The sequence below is a fragment of the Devosia sp. genome (genome assembly GCF_024707125.1).
Lineage (GTDB): Bacteria > Pseudomonadota > Alphaproteobacteria > Rhizobiales > Devosiaceae > Devosia.
This window is the reverse complement of sequence record NZ_JANQAH010000007.1, coordinates 330,558-349,712: the sequence shown is the minus strand read 5'-3', so window position 1 is coordinate 349,712 and position 19,155 is coordinate 330,558. Positions and strand designations below refer to the sequence as shown.

The 19,155-nt window shown below is 61.1% G+C and carries 21 protein-coding genes and 1 tRNA gene; 12 read left to right on the top strand and 10 right to left on the bottom strand.

Annotated features, from left to right (window positions below):
* Positions 1-250: 250 nt before the first annotated feature.
* A tRNA-Thr gene (locus tag NVV77_RS06950) sits at positions 251-326 on the bottom strand.
* A gap of 56 nt (positions 327-382) precedes the next feature.
* Complete coding sequence (locus NVV77_RS06945; protein ID WP_295411741.1) at positions 383-541, bottom strand: hypothetical protein; 159 nt, start codon at positions 539-541, stop codon at positions 383-385.
* Positions 542-707: 166 nt separating this feature from the next.
* On the opposite strand from NVV77_RS06945, the gene NVV77_RS06940 reads away from it, so the two are divergent.
* Positions 708-1,145 (top strand): hypothetical protein, encoded by a 438-nt coding sequence (locus NVV77_RS06940; RefSeq protein WP_295411740.1) that lies wholly within the window; start codon positions 708-710, stop codon positions 1,143-1,145.
* Between the two features lie 233 nt (positions 1,146-1,378).
* Complete coding sequence (locus NVV77_RS06935; RefSeq protein ID WP_295411739.1) at positions 1,379-2,155, top strand: NAD kinase; 777 nt, start codon at positions 1,379-1,381, stop codon at positions 2,153-2,155.
* Positions 2,156-2,161: 6 nt separating this feature from the next.
* On the opposite strand, the gene NVV77_RS06930 is transcribed toward NVV77_RS06935, so the two are convergent.
* The 3 genes from NVV77_RS06930 to NVV77_RS06920 form a co-directional block, all read right to left on the bottom strand.
* Positions 2,162-3,367, bottom strand: a complete 1,206-nt coding sequence (locus NVV77_RS06930; protein WP_295411738.1) for a DUF2336 domain-containing protein — start codon at positions 3,365-3,367, stop codon at positions 2,162-2,164.
* Positions 3,368-3,445: 78 nt separating this feature from the next.
* A complete protein-coding gene (locus NVV77_RS06925) occupies positions 3,446-4,246 on the bottom strand; it encodes a transglycosylase SLT domain-containing protein (protein WP_295411737.1) in 801 nt (266 codons plus the stop codon).
* Between the two features lie 77 nt (positions 4,247-4,323).
* Positions 4,324-4,902, bottom strand: coding sequence for a nitroreductase (locus tag NVV77_RS06920; RefSeq protein WP_295411736.1), 579 nt, complete (start codon positions 4,900-4,902; stop codon positions 4,324-4,326).
* 169 nt (positions 4,903-5,071) lie between these two features.
* On the opposite strand from NVV77_RS06920, the gene NVV77_RS06915 reads away from it, so the two are divergent.
* Positions 5,072-6,046, top strand: a complete 975-nt coding sequence (locus NVV77_RS06915) for a hypothetical protein (protein ID WP_295411735.1) — start codon at positions 5,072-5,074, stop codon at positions 6,044-6,046.
* Between the two features lie 241 nt (positions 6,047-6,287).
* Here the strand turns inward: NVV77_RS06915 and hisI are convergent, their stop codons facing one another.
* The 3 genes from hisI to folE form a co-directional block, all read right to left on the bottom strand.
* Positions 6,288-6,740, bottom strand: a complete 453-nt coding sequence (gene hisI, locus NVV77_RS06910; RefSeq protein WP_295411734.1) for a phosphoribosyl-AMP cyclohydrolase — start codon at positions 6,738-6,740, stop codon at positions 6,288-6,290.
* A gap of 62 nt (positions 6,741-6,802) precedes the next feature.
* The gene (locus NVV77_RS06905) at positions 6,803-7,639 is read right to left on the bottom strand and encodes an AraC family transcriptional regulator (RefSeq protein WP_295411733.1); all 837 of its coding nucleotides are present in this window, start codon (positions 7,637-7,639) and stop codon (positions 6,803-6,805) included.
* A 403-nt stretch (positions 7,640-8,042) separates the two neighbouring features.
* Complete coding sequence (folE, locus tag NVV77_RS06900) at positions 8,043-8,615, bottom strand: GTP cyclohydrolase I FolE (RefSeq protein WP_295411732.1); 573 nt, start codon at positions 8,613-8,615, stop codon at positions 8,043-8,045.
* A gap of 194 nt (positions 8,616-8,809) precedes the next feature.
* Between folE and NVV77_RS06895 the strand changes: the two genes are divergently transcribed.
* The 6 genes from NVV77_RS06895 (at position 8,810) to NVV77_RS06870 (ending at position 13,825) form a co-directional block, all read left to right on the top strand.
* Positions 8,810-9,262, top strand: a complete 453-nt coding sequence (locus NVV77_RS06895) for an iron-sulfur cluster assembly scaffold protein (RefSeq protein ID WP_295411731.1) — start codon at positions 8,810-8,812, stop codon at positions 9,260-9,262.
* Positions 9,262-9,573, top strand: a complete 312-nt coding sequence (gene yidD / locus NVV77_RS06890) for a membrane protein insertion efficiency factor YidD (protein WP_295411730.1) — start codon at positions 9,262-9,264, stop codon at positions 9,571-9,573. Before NVV77_RS06895 ends, yidD begins: the two co-directional genes overlap by 1 nt.
* 193 nt (positions 9,574-9,766) lie before the next feature.
* Positions 9,767-11,755, top strand: a complete 1,989-nt coding sequence (gene thrS / locus NVV77_RS06885; RefSeq protein ID WP_295411729.1) for a threonine--tRNA ligase — start codon at positions 9,767-9,769, stop codon at positions 11,753-11,755.
* A gap of 1 nt (position 11,756) precedes the next feature.
* The gene (locus NVV77_RS06880) at positions 11,757-11,981 is read left to right on the top strand and encodes a hypothetical protein (RefSeq protein WP_295411728.1); all 225 of its coding nucleotides are present in this window, start codon (positions 11,757-11,759) and stop codon (positions 11,979-11,981) included.
* A 15-nt stretch (positions 11,982-11,996) separates the two neighbouring features.
* Entirely contained in the window at positions 11,997-12,428 is a 432-nt protein-coding gene (arfB, locus tag NVV77_RS06875; RefSeq protein WP_295411727.1) for an alternative ribosome rescue aminoacyl-tRNA hydrolase ArfB, read from the top strand.
* Between the two features lie 20 nt (positions 12,429-12,448).
* Positions 12,449-13,825 carry a phosphomannomutase gene (locus tag NVV77_RS06870; protein WP_295411726.1) on the top strand — a complete coding sequence of 459 codons (1,377 nt, stop codon included), beginning with the start codon at positions 12,449-12,451 and terminating at the stop codon, positions 13,823-13,825.
* Between the two features lie 163 nt (positions 13,826-13,988).
* Here NVV77_RS06870 and NVV77_RS06865 read toward each other — a convergent pair whose 3' ends face one another.
* Both NVV77_RS06865 and NVV77_RS06860 read right to left on the bottom strand, forming a co-directional pair.
* Positions 13,989-15,782, bottom strand: a complete 1,794-nt coding sequence (locus tag NVV77_RS06865) for a hypothetical protein (RefSeq protein WP_295411725.1) — start codon at positions 15,780-15,782, stop codon at positions 13,989-13,991.
* Positions 15,783-15,972: 190 nt separating this feature from the next.
* On the bottom strand, positions 15,973-16,707 hold the full coding sequence (locus tag NVV77_RS06860; protein ID WP_295411724.1) for a rhomboid family intramembrane serine protease: 735 nt from the start codon (positions 16,705-16,707) through the stop codon (positions 15,973-15,975).
* 181 nt (positions 16,708-16,888) lie between these two features.
* Between NVV77_RS06860 and NVV77_RS06855 the strand changes: the two genes are divergently transcribed.
* From NVV77_RS06855 to NVV77_RS06845, 3 genes are all read left to right on the top strand, one after another.
* Positions 16,889-17,542: a PAS domain-containing protein gene (locus tag NVV77_RS06855; RefSeq protein ID WP_295411723.1), complete on the top strand. Its 654-nt coding sequence runs from the start codon at positions 16,889-16,891 to the stop codon at positions 17,540-17,542.
* Positions 17,543-17,747: 205 nt separating this feature from the next.
* A complete protein-coding gene (locus tag NVV77_RS06850; RefSeq protein WP_295411722.1) occupies positions 17,748-18,353 on the top strand; it encodes a PilZ domain-containing protein in 606 nt (201 codons plus the stop codon).
* A gap of 153 nt (positions 18,354-18,506) precedes the next feature.
* Positions 18,507-19,133, top strand: coding sequence for a transglutaminase-like cysteine peptidase (locus tag NVV77_RS06845; RefSeq protein WP_295411721.1), 627 nt, complete (start codon positions 18,507-18,509; stop codon positions 19,131-19,133).
* The last annotated feature ends 22 nt before the right edge of the window (positions 19,134-19,155 follow it).

Below are 19,155 nucleotides of genomic sequence, written 5' to 3'. Positions count from 1 at the left end.
ATGGCGATCCGGCATATTCAGCTTGTACCTACTTGCGTAGCCCCCTTCCCAGCAAGGTGGAAAATGCCTGAAACGCTGGGGTTTCAGGGGCTTGAGGCAAAATAGTGCGGCGCCGCTTCGCGCACTGATAAACCTCTCCATCTGAGCCCGCGTCACACCCCCGCACCGCTCGCGGCGAGCCACCCACGCGCAAAAATAATTCTACACGCCGTTTCGGGCGCTCAGGCAGACATATTGATGGAGGGAGGTGTGGTGCCGGCAACAGGGTTCGAACCCGTGACCCCCTGATTACAAATCAGGTGCTCTACCAACTGAGCTATACCGGCTTGCTGAGGGCCGTTTAGCATTGAGGATCGGTACCCGCAAGGCACTTGGCGCGACGCTATCCGCGTCGCTCGTCATTGGGCGCCTTTTTCTTGGGATCAACAGGCTGCTCGAGCATTTCCTTGTCTCCCTTGTGGCCGAGGTCGTCGACATTGTCGTCCATCTGGTGACCTGGCCGCGTTTCAAACGGCGCGGGCGAAGATTTGTGTTTTGCCATGGCACACCTCCTTCCTAGGGAAGCAACCCGCGAGGGGGATCGAGGTTCCGCCAGCGTTCCTTACTGAACCCAAACCAAACATCCGGTTCACGCCCAGTCGAAGTCACCTCCGTTAGCAAGTGCGCTATCGAAGCGCCGATGCGCTCAAACAACAGAGGAGAACACCATGAAGACTTTTGCCCTTTCACTCTCGCTTGCCGTCGCCTTTACGGGCCTTGTCTCGGCCCTGCCCGCTCAGGCCGCAACACGCAATGTCGAACTGCCGGCCAGCATTTTTGCCGAGCGCTGCGACAAGCACAGCGGCATCTTCAGCATCGAAGGCAACGTCCTGCAGTGCCAGACGCAGACCGTGCCGGTCGCTTGTGCCTACCTCAACGTAAACCAGGCCCAGTGTCGCTGGCCGGGGATCGACAACCAGATCGCCGTCAACCGCGTGATCGGCCTACCCAGCGCGAACGCGCTCTCCGCCGGTGGTGGTGGCTTTGGTGGCGGCAACATTGGAAACGGTGGCAATGGCGGCGGGTTCTCTGGTCCAGGAGACTTTGTGAACCCGGACAACGATGGTCCAAACTGGCAGGGTCCCAAGGACTTCCAGTCCAACTGATCGTCTGGACACCACGGCCGCCCCTGCAACGCAGGGGCGGCCGCTCCTTCTCGAAAAACAACCAAAACCCAGCCCCCAGAAAGCTATCGCTCGCCTTTCGGTCCTGCCTTTGCTACTAGCGACCCCATATTCCAGCGGCACTTCGCACTTGGTAGCCACGAAGCACCCAAGGACGAAGCGCGGCGACAAAGATGTGCCGGTTGGCACTGCCTGCATTCGATTTGGGGGGCAATGTGAGCGGTTCGGCACTTCCTCGCGTAGCAATCGTGACCAATGAAACGCCCGGCTCCGAGGTCGCAGCGGAACGGCTCCGCAAGGTCTTGGGCAACGTTTCCATCGACGATGCTGACTATGTCGTAGCCCTCGGTGGCGATGGCCTCATGCTGCAGACCCTCCATCGCGTGATGCCGCACGGAACGCCGGTTTACGGCATGAATTTCGGTTCGGTCGGCTTCATGATGAACGACTTCGCCGAGGCAGATATTGTCCAGCGCCTGCAATCGGCGCAGCGCACGAAAATCTATCCGCTTTCGATGGAAGTGCTCGACGCTTCCGGCAAGCGCCGCATCGCCCTGGCCCTGAACGAGGTCTCGCTCTTCCGCTCGACCCATCAGGCGGCCAAGATTCAAATTGCGGTCGACAATGAAATCCGGCTCGACGAACTGATCTGCGACGGAATCCTGTTGTCCACGCCCGCCGGCTCCACTGCCTACAATCTCTCGGCGCACGGCCCGATTTTGCCGATCGAGGCACCGCTGCTCGCGCTTACCCCGATCTCACCCTTTCGGCCTCGCCGCTGGCGTGGGGCGATTCTCAGCAATCGGGCTGAGGTGCGCTTTGTACTGCACGAGGCCGAAAAGCGGCCGGTCAGCGCAGTCGCGGACAATATCGAAATTCAGAACGTGCGCGAGGTTACCGTTCGCGAGGACCGCTCGCACGGCGTGACGCTGCTCTTCGATCCGGGCAAGAGCCTTGAAGAGCGGGTGCTCAGCGAGCAGTTCAAGTTCTAGTGCCACTTAGGCTGCGGGCAGTTCCAGCATCCGCTCGGTAGCCGCCGGTGGTAGCGCCATTGCAAGGTGAGTTGTTTCGGCGAAGGCGCGCATAACACCGCGCGCGGCCTTGCGGGCCAGCGCAATATTCTGCTCGCTGAGATAGGCGAAGGTCTCTTCCAGAGCCGGCGGAATCACACCGTCATGATCGTTGATCAGTTCCTCGGTGAGCGCCGTCACGACGTAGTGACGGGCCGTGATGTCGTCAGCGAGATCAGCGGTTCGCGCATAAAGAACTAATTGCACCAGCACCTTACCGAGATCGGCCGACAAGCCTGCCCGCGCGAACATTGCGGAAAGCGACGCCCGGCTACCGCCTTCGAGCAGCGTAAAGACCTTCTCGCGCGAGACTTCGGCCAGCTCGGCAACGCAGGACGCGAAGAACATGACGTGGCCCGTGACAACCGCATGGAGGAGGATGCGCGAATTGAGCTGGCTCGATCCGACCAGCCCCTGCACGAAATCCTGCCTTTGCTGGCATGCCTCGTTTTCGCCGATCGAAGACAGCGCAGTATCGGAGCCATCACGCAGCAAACGGGCCAATCGGTCCGGGGCCAGAGAGCCGCGGACGAGACGCAGCTCTCGCAGGGCTTCCGTAACGCGCTGGACGAGGATCAGGCGAGCGGGCGCCGGCAGATCCGGACGAGACAGCAAGGCACCGCGCATTTGCGCGTCCTGGCCTTCGCTCCTTGCTAGTTCCACCAGAAGCTCGGAATCGATTCCGACGTCTGCGCGGCGCAGAACGTGCTGAGTAATATTCCGATCCTGCCGGGCAATCAGTTCGGCAGCGATGCGGGGCGAAAGCTTGCTGCGCTGGGCGATGGCGAGCCAGATGGACTGATCGCCCTTGCGGACGCATCCGAGCAGGTCGGCATCGATAAGTATCGGCGAATACTGAAGAATCGCGCGCGATATGATGGGGCTATCCTGCAGCAATGCGATCATGATCGGCCGGGGCGCGTCCAGCGAATGGAGCAGCCCGTAGGCCAAGGCAGCTCGCACCTTCACCGAAGGATCATCAAGGAAGTTGATCAGGGCGGCGTAGAGGGCAGCGTGTTCGTCAGCGGGGCCATGGTGGTCGAGAAAAGCCAAGGCAGCCAGATGGGCGGCGTGACCGCGCTCATCGCTATCATTGGACCGGGACAGCCGGACGAACTCGCTATACTCGATCATTACTCTCTCCACACCCGAGCGAAGAAAGCCTAGCCGAGAGTATTTAAGGAACCGTTCACCATAAACGGCAAGCCGCTGTTAACGAGCGTAAAGCTGGGTGAAGAAGGCAGAACCGCCGGCGGGTGGTGCTTCTGCCTCTTCGGGAACGGTCTTGAAGAGACCGGTAAAGGACATGTTGTCGGTCGAGAATCGCGACGGCACGACGGGGAGCGGTTCGGGTTGGCCGGCGCCCTGCCCGGCCATCTGCTGGGTAGAAAACGCAGCATTTGTAACACCTTCGTGCTTGGCGACGAGGGTGCGGTAGACGTCGCGAATGGTGCGCGGCTGGCCGTTGCTGTAGAAAATCGCCTGGTTGGCGTCGGCCTGGCGGGGGAAGAGATTGACCGCTAGCTGGTCGGGATTTTCGAGGCCGGCCTTGAACATGCGCTCGGCGCCTTCAGCTCCCAAGAAGTGGGCGATGTAGAGTTCGCCGGCGCTGGGGTTACGGCCGAATCTGGATTTCAGGTATTCGCCATTGGAGCGGGTGAAGGCGGCGGCAAGGTCCGCGGCGATCTGCGGATCTTCGCGCAGTTTGAGGATTTCGGCTTTTCGCGCGGGGTCGGCGACCGTGTAGCTGCCGTCGCTACGTCGTTGAATTTCATTGGCAATATTGCCGTAGCCCAAGCGCGGGCCTTCCTGCTTCATCACCTGCAGCCAGGTGCCTTCGAGGAACTGGAAGAGGCCGACGGCTGAGGAAGTGCTGGCCTTTGCAGACGGGTTGAGGCTGCTTTCGCGCATCGCCGTCTGCAAAAGATAGGAGAAGTCCACGCCGCTGCGATTGCCGGCCGCGGTGAGCGCGGTGGCCAGATTCTGCGGAACGGAGATGGACTGGACGCCCATTAACAGCCTGAGGTTAGCGCGAAGACTGCGTTAACCTCTGCATTATTATCGCTAACAGACTGTTAACATCGAGCCTGTTACGGGCGCCATTCTGTTACGATTTCGGCCAGGTCCGGACGCGGACGGTCTTCGATCGTGGTTGTCGGGGTGCCGATATGGACGAAACCGACGAAGCGCTCACCTTCTTTCGCGCCGAGCATAGCGGCCGCGTCGGTGTCGAATGTGTACCAGCGGGTGATCCAGGTCGCAGCATAGCCGAGGGCATAGGCGCCGTGGACGAGGTTGAAGGCGACATTGCCGGCCGAGAGCAATTGCTCGAATTCCGGAATTTTTACATGCGGCTTGGCGGTTGAGATGACGCCGATGACGAGGGGCGCGGGGACGAACTGGCGGCGCTCGATTTCGAGGCCTGTTTCATCAATTTCCGGGCGCTTGCGCTTGGCGATTTCGGCGAGCTTTTCACCGGCTGCGGCGCGGGCATCGCCGGAGAAGAGGACCAAACGCCAGGGTGCGAGCTTGCCGTGATCGGGAACGCGCGTCGCGATGGTCAGCAGCGTCTGCAGATCGGCGCCGGTCGGTGCGGGTTCGGCGAGAAACGCCTGGCCGACGGAACGGCGAGTAAGAAGGTGGTCACGCAGGGCTGGATTGGCGGGCATGGTCTATCCTTGAGGGCAGCTTGAAATGGGCGGGCCTTAAGGAAATTGCTTTGACCCAAACCAGCACCGGTTTTCAAGCCGTTCCGAGTGTGACACAGCTTTTCCGTAATCGCGCTCTATCCTGAAAAGAGTCGGGGCGCCCTGACCTTCTCTATTGGCCCGAACAACCATGCTGCCTGTCTATCGCCTGATTGCCTGTGCCATTCTCAGCTTTGCGAGCGTGACGGTTGCCTCTGCGCCTGTCGTCTTCGCGCAAGAGAACGCCGAGATTCCGCCCCTGCCCCGGCCGCGCCCCGATCCGAACAATCTGCCGCCTCCGGCGGCCGCGCCCGCCGCAGGTACGGCTGCCGATGCCATTACGGCGGTAACCAGCGTTCCGCAGTCGGTGACCCTGACTGCAAGGATTACGCAGGAAGGTCCGTCTATTCCCGAGGGTGTCGTCTGGCGGGTGTTCGACAGCGTGCCCGATGCTCAGGGCAATATGACGCTCGTTGCCAAATCAGAGGAATCAACGGCGCGGCTCGATCTGCCGCCGGGCGAATATGTGGTGCATGCCGCCTATGGGCGAGCCCAGCTCAGCGAATCCCTGTCGGTGGTGCCGGGCAATAATGAAAAGGTGGTCGATCTCGAAGCCGGCGCCTTGCGGCTGAATTCGGCCGTGACCGGTGACATTCCGATCGCGCCGACCCAGTTGCGCTTCGACATTTTTACCGCCGGCGAAGAGGCCAGCCGCGTGCTGATCGCCGAAAACCTGCCGCCCAATGACATCGTCACGCTCAATGCCGGCACCTATCACATCGTCTCGCACTTCGGGACGATCAATGCCGTGGTGCGGGCCGACCTGCGCGTGGAATCGGGCGAACTGACCGACGCAACGCTCTACCACCATGCGAGCGAAGTGTCGTTCCGGCTGGTTTCGGAAGAAGGCGGCGAGGCCATTGCTGACGTGGAGTGGACGGTGAAGACACCGGACGGCGCTACCGTCTTTACGGACCGCGGGGCTTTCCCGTCCACCGTGCTGGCGGAAGGCGACTATCTGATTTTCGCCAAGCAAGGCGAGAAGGTTTATAACCGCGAAGTGCAGGTGGTTTCGGGCGGATCGCGTGAAATCGAAGTGCTGACGAGTGTTTATGGCGGGGTTTGAGGGCCGCGCATCCCCACGGCGTCATTCCCGCGAAGGCGGGAATCAGTGCTTCCTCAAAATGAGATCCCCGCTTTCGCGGGGATGACACGGTGGATATTGCTGGGTCACCTACCCCATAGTTTGTCGTCACCACCGGGCTTGTCCCGGTGGTCCATGCGGAGGCGAGATGGATTGCCGGGACGAGCCCGGCAATGACGATGGAGGTGGGAGCGGCGTCAGAGCACTGGCGCCAAGCGCTACGTTACTTCCCGTACACATCCTTCGGATCGAACAGCTTCGGCAGGCCCGTGTCCTCCAGCCGCGCAATGCCGTTTTCCGTCTCGACACTGCGATAGAAGCAGCTTTTGCGGCCGGTGTGGCAGGCGGCGCCGCGGCCGGTCTGGCGGACGGTCATGACGAGACAGTCCTGGTCGCAGTCGGTGCGCAGTTCGACGACTTCCTGCAATTCGCCCGAGGTTTCGCCCTTCTTCCAGATGGCTTTTCGCGAGCGCGACCAATAGTGGGCGATGCCGGTTTCCAGCGTCAGGCTGAGGGTTTCGGCGTTCATATGCGCGACCATGAGGACGTCCTTGGTGCCATCCTCAATCGTGACGACCGTGATGAGGCCATGGGCATCGAAGCGCGGCGCGAAGATGGTGCCCTCTTCGAGTTCGTCATGGCTTAGCAATTTGGGGTCGGCGAAGGAGGAAATCATGATGCGCGCCTTTGGCTCGAATGACGAGGCTCTAGCGCGCATCGCTGACAAGCGCCAGTGTTTCAGGCCTTGAGGCCGAACCAGACCTCGACATCGCCCATGCCGGTGCGGGCATCGAACGCGGGGCCATAATATTCGATGAAGCTATGGACCGCTTCGCTAGGCTCGTAGCCGTTTTCGCTGAGCCAGCGTTCGGCCGAACCAATCGTCTGCCGAATGGTCGCGACATGTCCGGCATGCTTGAAGCGTGCCCAGCGCAGCGGAGGAACGGTAACCGCGCTGAGTTCAGGCGGCAGTTCAATGCCGGCCCTCACTTCCATGGCGACGAGGTAGTCGAACATGCCATCGGCAGTGATTTCGCCAACCAAGCCATAGGCCGCGCCGGCAATAGCTCCATCGATGTTGCCGATGTAGGGCTGAAAACGACGCCATTGATCCGGAATACCAACCGGCATGCTCATCTGGTGACGCTCAGCGATGCCGGCAAAGTGTAGCGCCGGGCGGTTTTCAAAGTGCGGCAGCGCGATGGTAGTGTCTGCGTTCATTTCCATTCTGAGAGGCTCCACGAAACTGATCCCTTCGAGGTGACGCCGATCGCGGACCGTTTGCGGCGTGATGCCGAACTGATCACGAAAGGCACGGGTGAATGCCTCGTGCGAGCCATATCCGGCTTCCAGCGCAACCGAGAGAATGTCGGGAGCGCCATTGGCCAGGACGCGAGCGGCTTCACTGAGGCGCCTTGCCCGCAGATAGCCGGTGACTGAATAGCCGGTGACCAACGGAAAGACGCGCGACAGGTAGCTTTTGGAGCGCCCTGTGACCGCCGCCAATTCCTCGAGGTCCAGTGGCTCGCGTGAGCGGCTTTCGAGAACCCAGAGCATCTTGGCAACAAGGGACATGACATGAACTCGCTTGAGACGGGTAGTCTATGCCACAAGTGGGACATGCGCATTTGATCGCGCTTGTCGTTGCGGCGTCATAGCCAGGAGAGCAGCGCAGGGCGCCCGTCGACAGACGCCACGAAGCCGTGCAACCTACCCCTCGGTGCAGGGGAGCCGCCATTGCGTAGGCTATATAGAGCTATCAGGCGGAGCGTGACGAAGAACTGGGCTCAGTTACCAGTTCTAGCCTTTGTCTACTCCGTTTGGTTTTTCTACATGTCGCCCGGGCCCGAGAGCCGGTACAAGAGCGCCTATGCGGCTCTGCTCATTCTCGCGCCTGTCGTATAGCGATCAAGGTTGTGGTCGATGCCGTACGGGCCTTCTCCGACCCGGAATAGTACGCCGGACAACCTAGGATGCCTCAGCGTCGATTGATCATCGCGAAGAAGCGGTCCTGTTCGACGCGGTCTTCGGCAAAGACGCCAGTGAAGCGATGGGTGATCGTCTTGACGTCGTGGGCGCGAACGCCGCGCATGGTCATGCACATGTGTTCGGCTTCGAGCATGACCGCGGCGCCGCGAGGCCCGAGGTTCTCGTTGATGGCGTCGACGATCTGCGCCGTCATGGTTTCCTGCGTCTGGAGACGGCGGGCGAAGACTTCCACAAGGCGGGCGAGCTTGGAGAGGCCAACAACGCCGTCATGTGGCAGATACGCGATGTGGGCCTTGCCGAAGAACGGCACCATGTGGTGCTCGCAATGGGCATAGAACGGAATATCGCGCACGAAGACGATGTCGTCGTAACCGCCGACTTCGCGGAACATTTTCGACAGGACTTCCTTGGCGTCCTGGCCATAGCCCGAGAAGAGTTCCTCATAGGCCTTGGCGACGCGTGCCGGAGTCTCCAGCAGGCCCTCGCGGGTCGGGTCGTCACCGGCCCAGGCGATCAGCGTGCGAACAGCCGCTTCGGCTTCTTCGCGAGTCGGGCGCGGCATTGAAGTGGACGTGGCAGGCGCGGGAAAAGGTAGCTTTACGGACGCGTCCAATGGATTACTCCTAAACTCGGAACCGGAGTGGCTGCGGTGTCGCGGGCAGTTTGGACGACCAGAGAGCTTCTACCCTGGCAGTCCGTGTCGGACCATCTATATAGAAGGCGTACAAGACGGGAACAAGAAGTCAGATTTCCTTCATGGCGCTAAGCGAGCTTTATTCGGACAAGATTCTCGACATTGCCGGAAACGCATTGCAACCCGGGCGGTTGCCTGCGCCAGATGCCTCGTCGCGAAAAGTCAGCCGCATCTGCGGTTCGGTGATCGAGGTGGATATCGTTGTGACCGACGGGGTCATTACCGGCTATGGGCACGAGGTTTCGGCCTGCGCCTTGGGGCAGACTTCGGCGGCTATTGTAGCGCGCGAGATCGTCGGGACACGGGCTGACGATTTTTTGGCGCTGGCGCGGCAAATGCGGGAAATGCTGAAGGCCGACGGGACGCCACCGGACGGAAAATGGTCGGACCTGGCTTACCTCGAGCCGGTGCGCGAGTTTCCGGCGCGGCACGCCTCGACGCTGCTGGTGTTTGATGCCGTTGTGGATGCGATAGAGAAAAGATCGACAAAACAAACCGTTGCATCGATATGTTGATGCAGAACATCGCTTCCTACGTGCTGCGCGCGATCGACTTGCCTTTCAAGGTCGCAGCGATTTTGCTGATCACGATCTATCGCTACACCCTTTCCGCTTTCGCCGGGCGAACCTGCCGGCACCTGCCTACCTGTTCGGAATATACGCGCGATGCGATCTGGCAATTCGGATTCTGGCCGGGCGGCTGGATGGGGCTGTCGCGGTTCGTCCGTTGCCGGCCAGGTGGAACGCATGGCTATGATCCGGTGCCGGAGGCTGTGCCTGACGAAGCACGGTGGTATCTGCCGTGGACCTATGGCCGGTGGAAGTGACGCCTCTGCCCGCCGGACCTACCCGACGGCAAAGAAATCCTCGCTCCCCTTCGTCGAATAGCTGGGGCCGGTACTGAGGGACCCGCGCAGTGTCTGCTTTGTCCTTCAAGGGCTGGCACGGCGCGAAAAGCATGCTATTCAGGCCGCCTTGCAGCGATTGGCGCTGCATAATCCCAATTTCTGGAGACTGAAAATGTCGATCAAGGTGACGTTCCCCGATGGTGCAGCTCGCGAATTTCCGCGCGGCACCACCGGCACCACCGTGGTCGAAGGGATCTCCAAGAGCCTGGCCAAGAAGACCATTGCCATGCGCTGGAACGGCGTGCTCTCCGATCTTTCGGATGCGCTCGACGCCGATGGCCAGATCGAGTTCGTGACGCGTGATTCCGGTTCCAAGGATGCGCTCGAACTTATTCGCCATGACGCAGCTCACGTTTTGGCCGAGGCCGTGCAGGAGCTTTGGCCCGATACGCAAGTGACCATTGGTCCGGTGATCGAGAATGGCTTCTACTATGACTTCTACCGTCAGGCTGGGCCCTTCACGGAAGATGAGCTGCGCATCATCGAAAAGAAGATGAGCGAAATCATCGAGCGCGGTGCGGCCTTCACCAAGGAAGTGTGGACGCGCGACCAGGCCAAGGACTGGTTCGAAGCCAAGGGCGAGGCCTTCAAGGTCGAGCTGGTGGACGCCATTCCGGCTGACCAGTCGATCAAGATGTATGCCCAGGGCCAGTGGAAGGACCTCTGCCGCGGCCCGCACATGCGGACCGTGAAGGATGTCGGCCAGGCGTTCAAGCTGACCAAGGTGGCCGGCGCCTATTGGCGTGGCGACAGCAATCGTCCGGTGCTTTCGCGCATCTACGGCACGGCTTTCCCGACCAAGGAAGAGCTCGACGCTTACCTGACCATGGTGGAAGAGGCGGAGAAACGCGACCATCGCAAGATTGGCCGTGACCTCGATCTGTTCCATCTGCAGGAAGAGGCGCAGGGCTCGGTATTCTGGCACCCGCGCGGTTTCGTCATCTACAACCAGATGGAAGCCTACATCCGTCGTCGTCTCAATTCCTCGGGCTATGTGGAAGTGAAGACGCCGCAGCTGATGCATGCCAAGTTCTGGGAGCAGTCGGGCCACTGGGGCAAATATCGCGAAAACATGTTCGTGGTGCCCGACCAGGTGCCGAGCACGGAAGATGACAAGCCGATCTTCGAGAACGAAGGCGACCTACTGGCGCTGAAACCGATGAACTGCCCGGCACACGTGCAGATCTTCAACCAGGGCATCAAGTCCTATCGCGACCTGCCGCTGCGCATGGCCGAGTTTGGCTGCTGTCACCGCAACGAGGCCCATGGTGCGCTCCATGGCCTGATGCGCGTGCGGCAGATGACCCAGGACGACGCGCATATCTTCTGCCGCGAGGACCAGATCCAGAGCGAGACGGAGCACTTTGTGCACCTGCTTTACTCGGTCTATGGGCATCTCGGGTTCGACAATGTCGTCATCAAGCTCGCGACGCGGCCGGAGAAGTTCGGCGGCACGATCGAGCGCTGGGATGCGGCCGAGAAGGCGCTGGGCGATGCCCTGCGCGCGACCGGCTATGACTTCGAGATCGCCGAAGGCGAAGGCGCGTTCTATGCGCCGAAACTCGAATTCCATCTCAAGGATGCGATTGGCCGTTCCTGGCAGGTTGGTACGCTGCAGCTCGACTATGTGCTGCCAGAGCGCCTCGGCGCGACCTATGTGGCCGAGGACGGTAGCCGGCAGTTTGCCGTGATGCTGCATCGCGCGATTCTTGGATCGCTCGAGCGGTTTATTGGCATCCTGATCGAGAACCATGCCGGCAAGATGCCGATGTGGCTGGCGCCGACCCAGGTCGTCGTTGCGACCATCGTTTCGGAAGCGGATGAGTATGGTCAGAAGCTGGTGAACCAGCTTAGGGCCGTGGGCATTCGTGCCGAGCTCGATACCCGCAACGAGAAGATCAACTACAAGGTGCGCGAGCACTCGGTGCAGAAGGTGCCGCTGATGTTCGTGGTTGGCAAGCGCGAGGCCGAGGAAGGCACGGTTTCCGTGCGTCGTCTCGGCACCGAGGGCCAGCAGGTTCTGCCATCGATGGAAGCGATCGTTTCGCTTCTCGCCGAGGCAACCCCGCCTGATCTCAATGACAAGGCGCAGGCAGCCTGAGATGCCGCAGCGTCCGTCCAACCGCGAAATGAAGGCGCTCTATCATCTGGGCGAGGACAATGTCCTCGGCCCGGATGACTTCAAGGATATCGGCGAAAAGACCTTTGCCGGCATGCTGAAGAAGAAATGGGTGGAAGAGGCCGAGCCGGGCAAATTCCGGACGACCGAAAAAGGCCGCATCATCCATGATGAAGAGGTCTATTTCAGCGGACGCTGGAAGCGATAAGGACGGGGCGGGCTGTTGGCTGAGCGCATTGCCATAACCCGCACCGTTTCCATCGATCCCAGCGAGATCGAGGAAACGTTCGTCCGCGGCACGGGAGCCGGCGGGCAGAACGTCAACAAGGTGGCAAGCGCGGTGCAACTGCGCTTCGACCTCGCCAATTCTCCCAGTATTTCAGATGCGATGAAGCGGCGCGTGGGCACGCTGGCGGGAAGCCGGCTGACCAAGGATGGCGTTATCGTCATTGTCGCCAACAATCACCGCGACCAGCCGATGAACCGCGCCGATGCGCTGGAGCGGCTGGTGGAATTGCTGAAGGCGGGGGCCTATGTGCCCAAACCGCGGATTGCGACGCGCCCTACCCTGGCTTCCAAAAAGCGGCGGCTTGATGCCAAGACCACGCGTTCGGGCGTGAAGCAGGGCCGTGGGCGGCCGCGGGTCGACGACTAGTTTATTCAAGGACTATTTCCATGAGCCTGAAATTTGGAACCAGCGGCGTGCGCGGGCTTGTGACCGATCTGCAGGGGCAACCGGCGCGGCGCTATGTGGCCGCGTTTTTGCGGCATTTGCAGGCTTCGGGGCAGATGGCCGGTGGGCGAGTGCTGGTGGGCTATGACCTCAGGCCGTCGAGCCCGGCGATTGCTGAGGATTGCCTTCAGGCAATTGCGGCTTCGGGGTTCGAGCCAGTCGATTGTGGCGCGGTGCCGACGCCGGCTTTGGCTTTGCAGGCGATGAAGACCGGTAGCGCGGCGGTGATGATCACCGGGAGCCATATTCCGGCGGATCGCAATGGGCTGAAGTTTTACAAGCCGGCCGGCGAAGTCAGTAAGGATGACGAAGCGGGGATTGTGGCCGCGCTGTCTGACGCAGATGTGCCGGATGCGGCGCATGGCCCCAAGGACGAGCACGACGAGACGCTAAAGGCCTATGCCGAGCGTTGCGTGGCGCTGTTGCCCAGGGGCGCGCTCGATGGCTGGAAGATCGGTGTGTTCGAGCATTCCACGGTGTCGCGCGACCTGATTGGTCAGGTGCTGGCGGCGCTGGGCGCTGAGATTGTTTCGTTGGGGCGGAGCGATGTGTTCGTGCCGGTGGATACGGAGGCGTTTTCTGACGGGCTTTTTGCGCCCCTGCCCTTCTGGGTGCGGGAGCATGGGCTGGATGCGATTGTGTCGGCCGATGGCGATGCGGATCGGCCGCTGGTGATGGATGGCAAAGGCAATTTCGTGCGTGGGGATGCGCTGGGGCTGCTGGCGGCGCGGTTCCTCGGGGCGAAGGTGGTTGTGACGCCGGTGACGTCCAATTCGGCGATCGAGCGGACGGGGTATTTTGAGGACGTCGTGCGGACGCGGGTGGGCTCGCCCTTCGTGGTCGCGGGCATGGAAGCGGCGGATGCTGTCGTGGGCTTTGAGGCCAATGGCGGGACGTTTGTCGGCACCGGGTTTGAGCTGACGGCGCTGCCGACGCGGGATGCGATTTTGCCGGTGATTGCGGCGCTGGGGCTGGCGGCGCAGGACGGGATTTCGGTGGCGGAGCTGGTGCAGCGCTTGCCGCTGCAAGTGGCTGTCGCGGATCGCCTGCAGGAAGTGCCGGGTGAGCGGAGTTCGGCGTTTCTGAAGCGGCTGCAGATGGATGGTGGCTATGCGGCGGAGGTGTTTGCGCCGCATGAGATCGCCGATGTGAATGCGATCGATGGGTTACAGTTTCATCTGAAGAGTGGCGAGACGGTGCATTTCCGGGCGTCGGGCAATGCGCCGGAGTTGCGGTCTTATGTGGAGGCTGGGACGGAAGCGCGGGCGAAGGAACTGCTGTCCTGGTCGATGGCGGCGCTGGAGAAGGCGGTTCGCTGACGTTCCCAAACCACGGCATCATTCCCGCGAAAGCGGGAATCCATGTTTGTGCAGGAAACAGAGATCCCCGCTTTCGCGGGGATGACACCGTGGGTGGTGGGAGATCGCAGGTAGCGAATTGCTGAAACATTTGGGGCGGCCAATGGCCGCCCCTTTTGTTTGCTTACTTCGCCGAGGCGGTGATGTTGACCTTGCCAATCAGGGTCGTGGGGTCTTCTTCGGCGGTCATGAAGTCGACCATGCCGAGGCCGGGGTCAGTCTTGGCTTCGATGCCGATATTGAGCGACTTGGCCGAACCGCTGACGAACTGGTTGATCGCCGCGCCAAGCTTGGCGGCATCGGCGGCACCGGCCATCATGCCGATGATGGTGCCTTCCGCGAGACCGGCGAAGACCGGGCGCAGGGTTGCGGGGTCGGCGCCCTGCTCTGCCGCGGCAACGGCCAGGATGATGTCGGAGAGACCGGCGTCGGTGACGTCGAGGTTGAGCGCCTTGATCGCGACGCCCATGCTGGCCATCAGTGCCTCATCCTCGTCGAGCGAGAACAGGGCTTCGGTGGCATTCGCGATGGTGCCGGAGAGCACGACGGTTGCGAGGTCGACACCGGAAACGGAGACTTCTTCAACGTCGATGCTGCTGGTATCGGCATTCCAGGCGGCGGCGAGGCGGAAGCCTGCATCGATGTCGGTGATTCCGAGGGCGATGAGCTGCTGGAGCTGTTCGTCCTGAGTATCTTCGGGCAGCGCGGCGCGAATGCCGCTGGCCGAGGTGTCGATGACGCTGGGGATACCGTTGATGTAGCTGGCGAGCGACAGGTCAAACTCGTCAACATCGGCAACGATGCGTTCGCCGTCGGCATCCGGATCCGGAATGTCGATGGCAAGACCGGAGAAGGAGAAGCCATCAAAGGCCGGAATCAGGGCGCGGGCATTGGCCTCGAGCCAGGATCTGTCGACTTCCTCCGGCGCATTGGCGAGAGCGGCAATGGTGGAAGACAGGTCGAACTGCTTGATGGTGAAATTGCCGAGCGTGATCGAGCCATCGCCTTCGACATTGATCAGGAAATCATCCATCGAAATCTGCGGATAGATGCCCGGCGACATGCCGGCCATGATCACGTTGCCGATTTCGACATTCATCGGGCGGCCTTCGTCATCCGTACCGGAGCACGAAAAACCCTCGAAGGTGAATTCGGAGCTTTCGAAGGCCGTCAGAATGTCGGCGTACATGCGCATGAATTTGCCCATCAGGGCCGGATCGGCCATTTCCGGGTCGTCTTCCATCTGCTGGGCCAGCGTCATGATCTCAACGAAGGACGTCTCGATGGGACGGCCGCGCACTTCGGCGCCGCTTACCGGGCCGAATTCACAGCTGACTTCTTCCGCTTCAAAAGTGCCGCCTTCCATGAGGAAATCGGCATAGAGAGTTTCCATCTCGGTGGAGCCGCCGCCATCGACGAGGCCATAGATGCCCAGCATGCCGCCGATGTTGAAATTGGTCGCCGAAGTGCTGCCCATTTCGGCATGGCCGTCCGGCACCTCGAAGGTCGAGCTTTCGAGGCTGGCGCTGGCTGCAACGCCGTCGACCACGTCTTCGAGAACCAGGTTGTTGAAGGTGAGAACGCCGTCTTCCTTCACGCCATCGACGGTCGAAGTGACGGTGAGGATGATTTCGGGAACGGTGATGCTGGTGGCATTGAGGCCAGCAAGCGCATCGGCATTCTCGACGAGCGCACCGCTCAGGATCGCCTTGATGGTGTCGGCATCGATGCTGGAATCAACCGCATCAACGCTGGGGATGGAAACGGCGAATTCCGCCGGCTCGGATGCGACCGTCTGCTCGGCGGGTTTGGATTTCGTTTTCTGCGCCATGGCGGGAGCGGCAGGGAGTGCCACGCTGACCAGACATGCTGCGGCGATCCCTGCCAGGCCACGCCTGGTGACGATGTTCAAAGACATGTTTTTCTCCCAATTGCAGGCGGAGTCTGCACCATGCCGCCCAACTGTCTCGGTGTTAAGGCATATAGGCCTATTTTCGGGCAGGCAAATGCAAGTGGTGTGACGGGCGCGTTTGGAATGTGTCGCGCAAGGCTTTTGGTATTGCGCCAGGGACTGGCCGTGTCCGCTGATGCCTCGACGCCAGTCGGCGCTAGTGCTTCCGCTCGAAAAGCCCCACCATCAACAGGCCGGCAAAGAACCCGCCCAGATGCGCCTGCCAGGCGACGCCGAGGCTGGCGCCCATGAGAAGCGGCGCGAGGGGTACCGCGGCGTTGAGGATCAGCCAGATCAGTGTGAAGAATCGCGAGCGCGGGTTGATGAAGACTTCGCGCAAAGTGGCGAGTCGGCGGCCAAGGACCACCCGCTGGCCGGTCTCGGGGTGCTGTGCGTAGAGGACCGGCTGGAAGATGAACCGGACGGCCGCGCCGGTGAGCCCGGCGACGCCGCCTGAGGCCCCAATGAGATAAGCGCCGGAATAGAGCGAGGTCGCAGCAAAGGCCGCGGCGCCAGCGGCGGCCGAAACGAGGAAGATGGCCAGCATGGGCCCTGCCCCATAGCGTCGGACAACCGGACTGGCAAAGATGACGAGCCAGGCGACGTTGACGAGCAGATGATCCCAGCCGCCATGGAGGAAGGCATGGGAGAACGGCGTCCAGAGCAAGGGAATCGCGACGGAGATATCCTGCGGTGCCAAAACGATACGCAGAGGCTGGAAGGCGAACCAGAAATAGAGCTGAGTCTGCCCGGCCTCGTTAAGCACCATGGTTGCCGCCAGGTGAATCACTGCGAGAATGCCGACGAGAACAGTCACGGCATTGGGCAAAAGGAAGATAGGCTCGCGTGGCGGGCGGCCTTGGGAACCGGGCATCTGCTCGGGTTCACTCATCGTTTTTCTCCCTAAAACCCTACGCAGCGCGGCTTCCGCAAAGCTTTTCCACATTGGGACAGCAGCGTTAACCTTAATTAATGTTTAAGCGGGCAATCGCCCTGCCGATTTGCCATTGTCGTCGGTGCGGCGAGACTCTCTGGGGAGATAGGATGCCGCTTATGAACAAGCGGGTCCTACCATGCAGATGCCGAGCACCAATACGCTCTATACCTATTGGAACACGATTCGTGGCGCCCGCAGCGCGCCCGACCGCAAGGACATCGACCCGACCCGCATTCGCGAAGCGCTTGCCAATACCTTCATCCTCGAACTCAATGACGAGGACAAATTTTCCTTCCGCCTCGCCGGTTCGCACCTCTGCACCAGCTATTGCCGTGAACTGAAGGGCCGCTCCTTCTCCGCTCTCTGGCACGACCGCGACCAGGATGCGATGGAAACGCTGATCCGCGCCGTGACGGAAGATCATGCCGTGGCGCTTGTAACTTTCCAGGGCTCGACGGCTCTCCACACCAAGACATCCTTCGAGATGATCCTGATGCCGCTGCGCCATAACGGTTCGAGCCACACCCGCATTCTGGGCGGCATGACGGCGACGGAAGAGCCCTACTGGCTTGGCGTGCAGCCGATCGCCGAGCAGCGGATCACCGGCCTGCGCCTGATCTGGCCAGATGAAATGCCGCGCGAGGAATCGATGCCTGATGTTGCCGCCAGCGTCGTGAACGACATCGGCTTTGCTCCGGCGGCGTCGACCATGGCTATGCCGACAACGCTTTATGGTCGCAGCGCACGTCGCTATGCTCACCTCGCCGTGATCGACGGCGGCCGGAACTAAGATCTGGCGCGATCGGGCTTTGCCGGGTCGCGCGTTTATCTCCCTGTCAGGGCTTCGGTTTCGTCTGAAAGAAACCTCGCATCGGCCAGCCCGGGCGCCCCGACACCAACCAAGCGTTAACCGAGAATCGTTACGATGCTTGCACTTTTACGTGCGGGCGGGGACCGGTGAACGCATGCTTAGTGACGATCTCGATTCAGCACGCATGCCCTCTCCTTCGCAGCCTCGTGCGCAAGAAGGACGGTTTCAGCGCGTCAAGGTTTCCATCCTTGGCCGCTATATGCTGGCCGATCGGCGCGAATTTCCCTGTCAGGTTCTCGAAATGTCGCCCGGCGATGCCGTGGTGATTGCACCTGTGCCGGGGATCGAAGGCGAGCGGATCATTGCTTATCTCGACCATATGGGGCGCATCGAAGGCACCATTCTCAAGCAGGTCGATGGCGGCTTCCTGATGGATATCGCGGCCACGCCGCGCAAGCGCGACAAGATGGCGGCGCAGCTCACCTGGCTGGCCAACAAGGACGTGCTCAACCTGCCGGAAGATCGTCGGCATGAGCGCGTAGTGCCCGATCTCCGGCATTCTACCGTCGTTCTCGACGATGGGCGGCGCTACAACTGCAAGATCATCGACATTTCGCTCTCGGGCGCGGCCATCGAACTCGATGTTCGTCCGGCCATGGGAACGCCGATCACGCTTGGCCGCATGCGCGCACGGGTTGTGCGTCACTTCCAGAATGGCGTGGCCGTGGAATTTGCGGCGGCGCAGGAAATGCTCAATGTCGTGCAGCAGAACCTGCGCGTCATGAACTGATCTGAGGGCTCCGCCTTAGCGTAAACGCATCCTTACCTCGGCCGCTAAAAGACAGATCAAACTATCCTAAAACACGCATAAAAACTGCTCGGCAGTTTTCGGACCGGGGCAAGTCGGCCCCCTTAGCGTGGTCTCCATCAGGGAGATCGCGTTATGGCAATCCGAAATAGGCGTCTGATGGTGGCAAGTCTGGCCACTGCGGCGCTCGCAATCTGGGCCCAACCCAGTGCGGCTATCGACTTTACCAATGCAGCCTATGTGCAGGTTGCGAGCACGAATACGTCCATTCCGGTTGGGCATCTGGATTTCTGCCGGTCACGTCCCGGCGAATGCCAGGCCAATGGCGCCGTCGAGGCGGCCGTCACCTTGACCGAAGGCAACTGGCAGCAGCTCGTTTCCATCAATGCACACTACAACCAGACCATCATTCCGGTGACGGATCAGGAACTCTATCAAGTGGAAGAGTTCTGGACCTATCCGACAAGCGGGTATGGCGATTGCGAGGATTTCGTGCTCGCCAAGCGCCAGGCGCTGATCGAGGCCGGCTGGTCCCCCAGCACGCTTCTTATCGCCGTGGTGCGCCAGAGCGATGGCAGCGGCCACGCAGTGCTGATGGTGCGGACTGATCGCGGCGACCTGGTGCTCGACAACCAGGAAAGCGCAGTGCGCGTCTGGAATGAAACGCCCTACCAATATCTCAAGCGCCAGTCCCAGGCGCATGCCGGCCAGTGGGTCGATATGCTCGATGATCGCATGACGATCGTGGCGGCCAACAACTAAGGCGTGTCTTTGTCCTGAAACC

Coding starts and splice junctions, on each gene's coding strand:
- NVV77_RS06945 (WP_295411741.1), bottom strand. CDS start 541: ATGGCAAAACACAAATCTTCGCCCGCGCCGTTTGAAACGCGGCCAGGT.
- NVV77_RS06940 (WP_295411740.1), top strand. CDS start 708: ATGAAGACTTTTGCCCTTTCACTCTCGCTTGCCGTCGCCTTTACGGGC.
- NVV77_RS06930 (WP_295411738.1), bottom strand. CDS start 3,367: ATGATCGAGTATAGCGAGTTCGTCCGGCTGTCCCGGTCCAATGATAGC.
- NVV77_RS06925 (WP_295411737.1), bottom strand. CDS start 4,246: ATGGGCGTCCAGTCCATCTCCGTTCCGCAGAATCTGGCCACCGCGCTC.
- NVV77_RS06920 (WP_295411736.1), bottom strand. CDS start 4,902: ATGCCCGCCAATCCAGCCCTGCGTGACCACCTTCTTACTCGCCGTTCC.
- NVV77_RS06915 (WP_295411735.1), top strand. CDS start 5,072: ATGCTGCCTGTCTATCGCCTGATTGCCTGTGCCATTCTCAGCTTTGCG.
- hisI (WP_295411734.1), bottom strand. CDS start 6,740: ATGATTTCCTCCTTCGCCGACCCCAAATTGCTAAGCCATGACGAACTC.
- NVV77_RS06905 (WP_295411733.1), bottom strand. CDS start 7,639: ATGTCCCTTGTTGCCAAGATGCTCTGGGTTCTCGAAAGCCGCTCACGC.
- folE (WP_295411732.1), bottom strand. CDS start 8,615: ATGCCGCGCCCGACTCGCGAAGAAGCCGAAGCGGCTGTTCGCACGCTG.
- NVV77_RS06895 (WP_295411731.1), top strand. CDS start 8,810: ATGGCGCTAAGCGAGCTTTATTCGGACAAGATTCTCGACATTGCCGGA.
- yidD (WP_295411730.1), top strand. CDS start 9,262: ATGCAGAACATCGCTTCCTACGTGCTGCGCGCGATCGACTTGCCTTTC.
- thrS (WP_295411729.1), top strand. CDS start 9,767: ATGTCGATCAAGGTGACGTTCCCCGATGGTGCAGCTCGCGAATTTCCG.
- NVV77_RS06880 (WP_295411728.1), top strand. CDS start 11,757: ATGCCGCAGCGTCCGTCCAACCGCGAAATGAAGGCGCTCTATCATCTG.
- NVV77_RS06870 (WP_295411726.1), top strand. CDS start 12,449: ATGAGCCTGAAATTTGGAACCAGCGGCGTGCGCGGGCTTGTGACCGAT.
- NVV77_RS06865 (WP_295411725.1), bottom strand. CDS start 15,782: ATGTCTTTGAACATCGTCACCAGGCGTGGCCTGGCAGGGATCGCCGCA.
- NVV77_RS06860 (WP_295411724.1), bottom strand. CDS start 16,707: ATGAGTGAACCCGAGCAGATGCCCGGTTCCCAAGGCCGCCCGCCACGC.
- NVV77_RS06855 (WP_295411723.1), top strand. CDS start 16,889: ATGCAGATGCCGAGCACCAATACGCTCTATACCTATTGGAACACGATT.
- NVV77_RS06850 (WP_295411722.1), top strand. CDS start 17,748: ATGCCCTCTCCTTCGCAGCCTCGTGCGCAAGAAGGACGGTTTCAGCGC.
- NVV77_RS06845 (WP_295411721.1), top strand. CDS start 18,507: ATGGCAATCCGAAATAGGCGTCTGATGGTGGCAAGTCTGGCCACTGCG.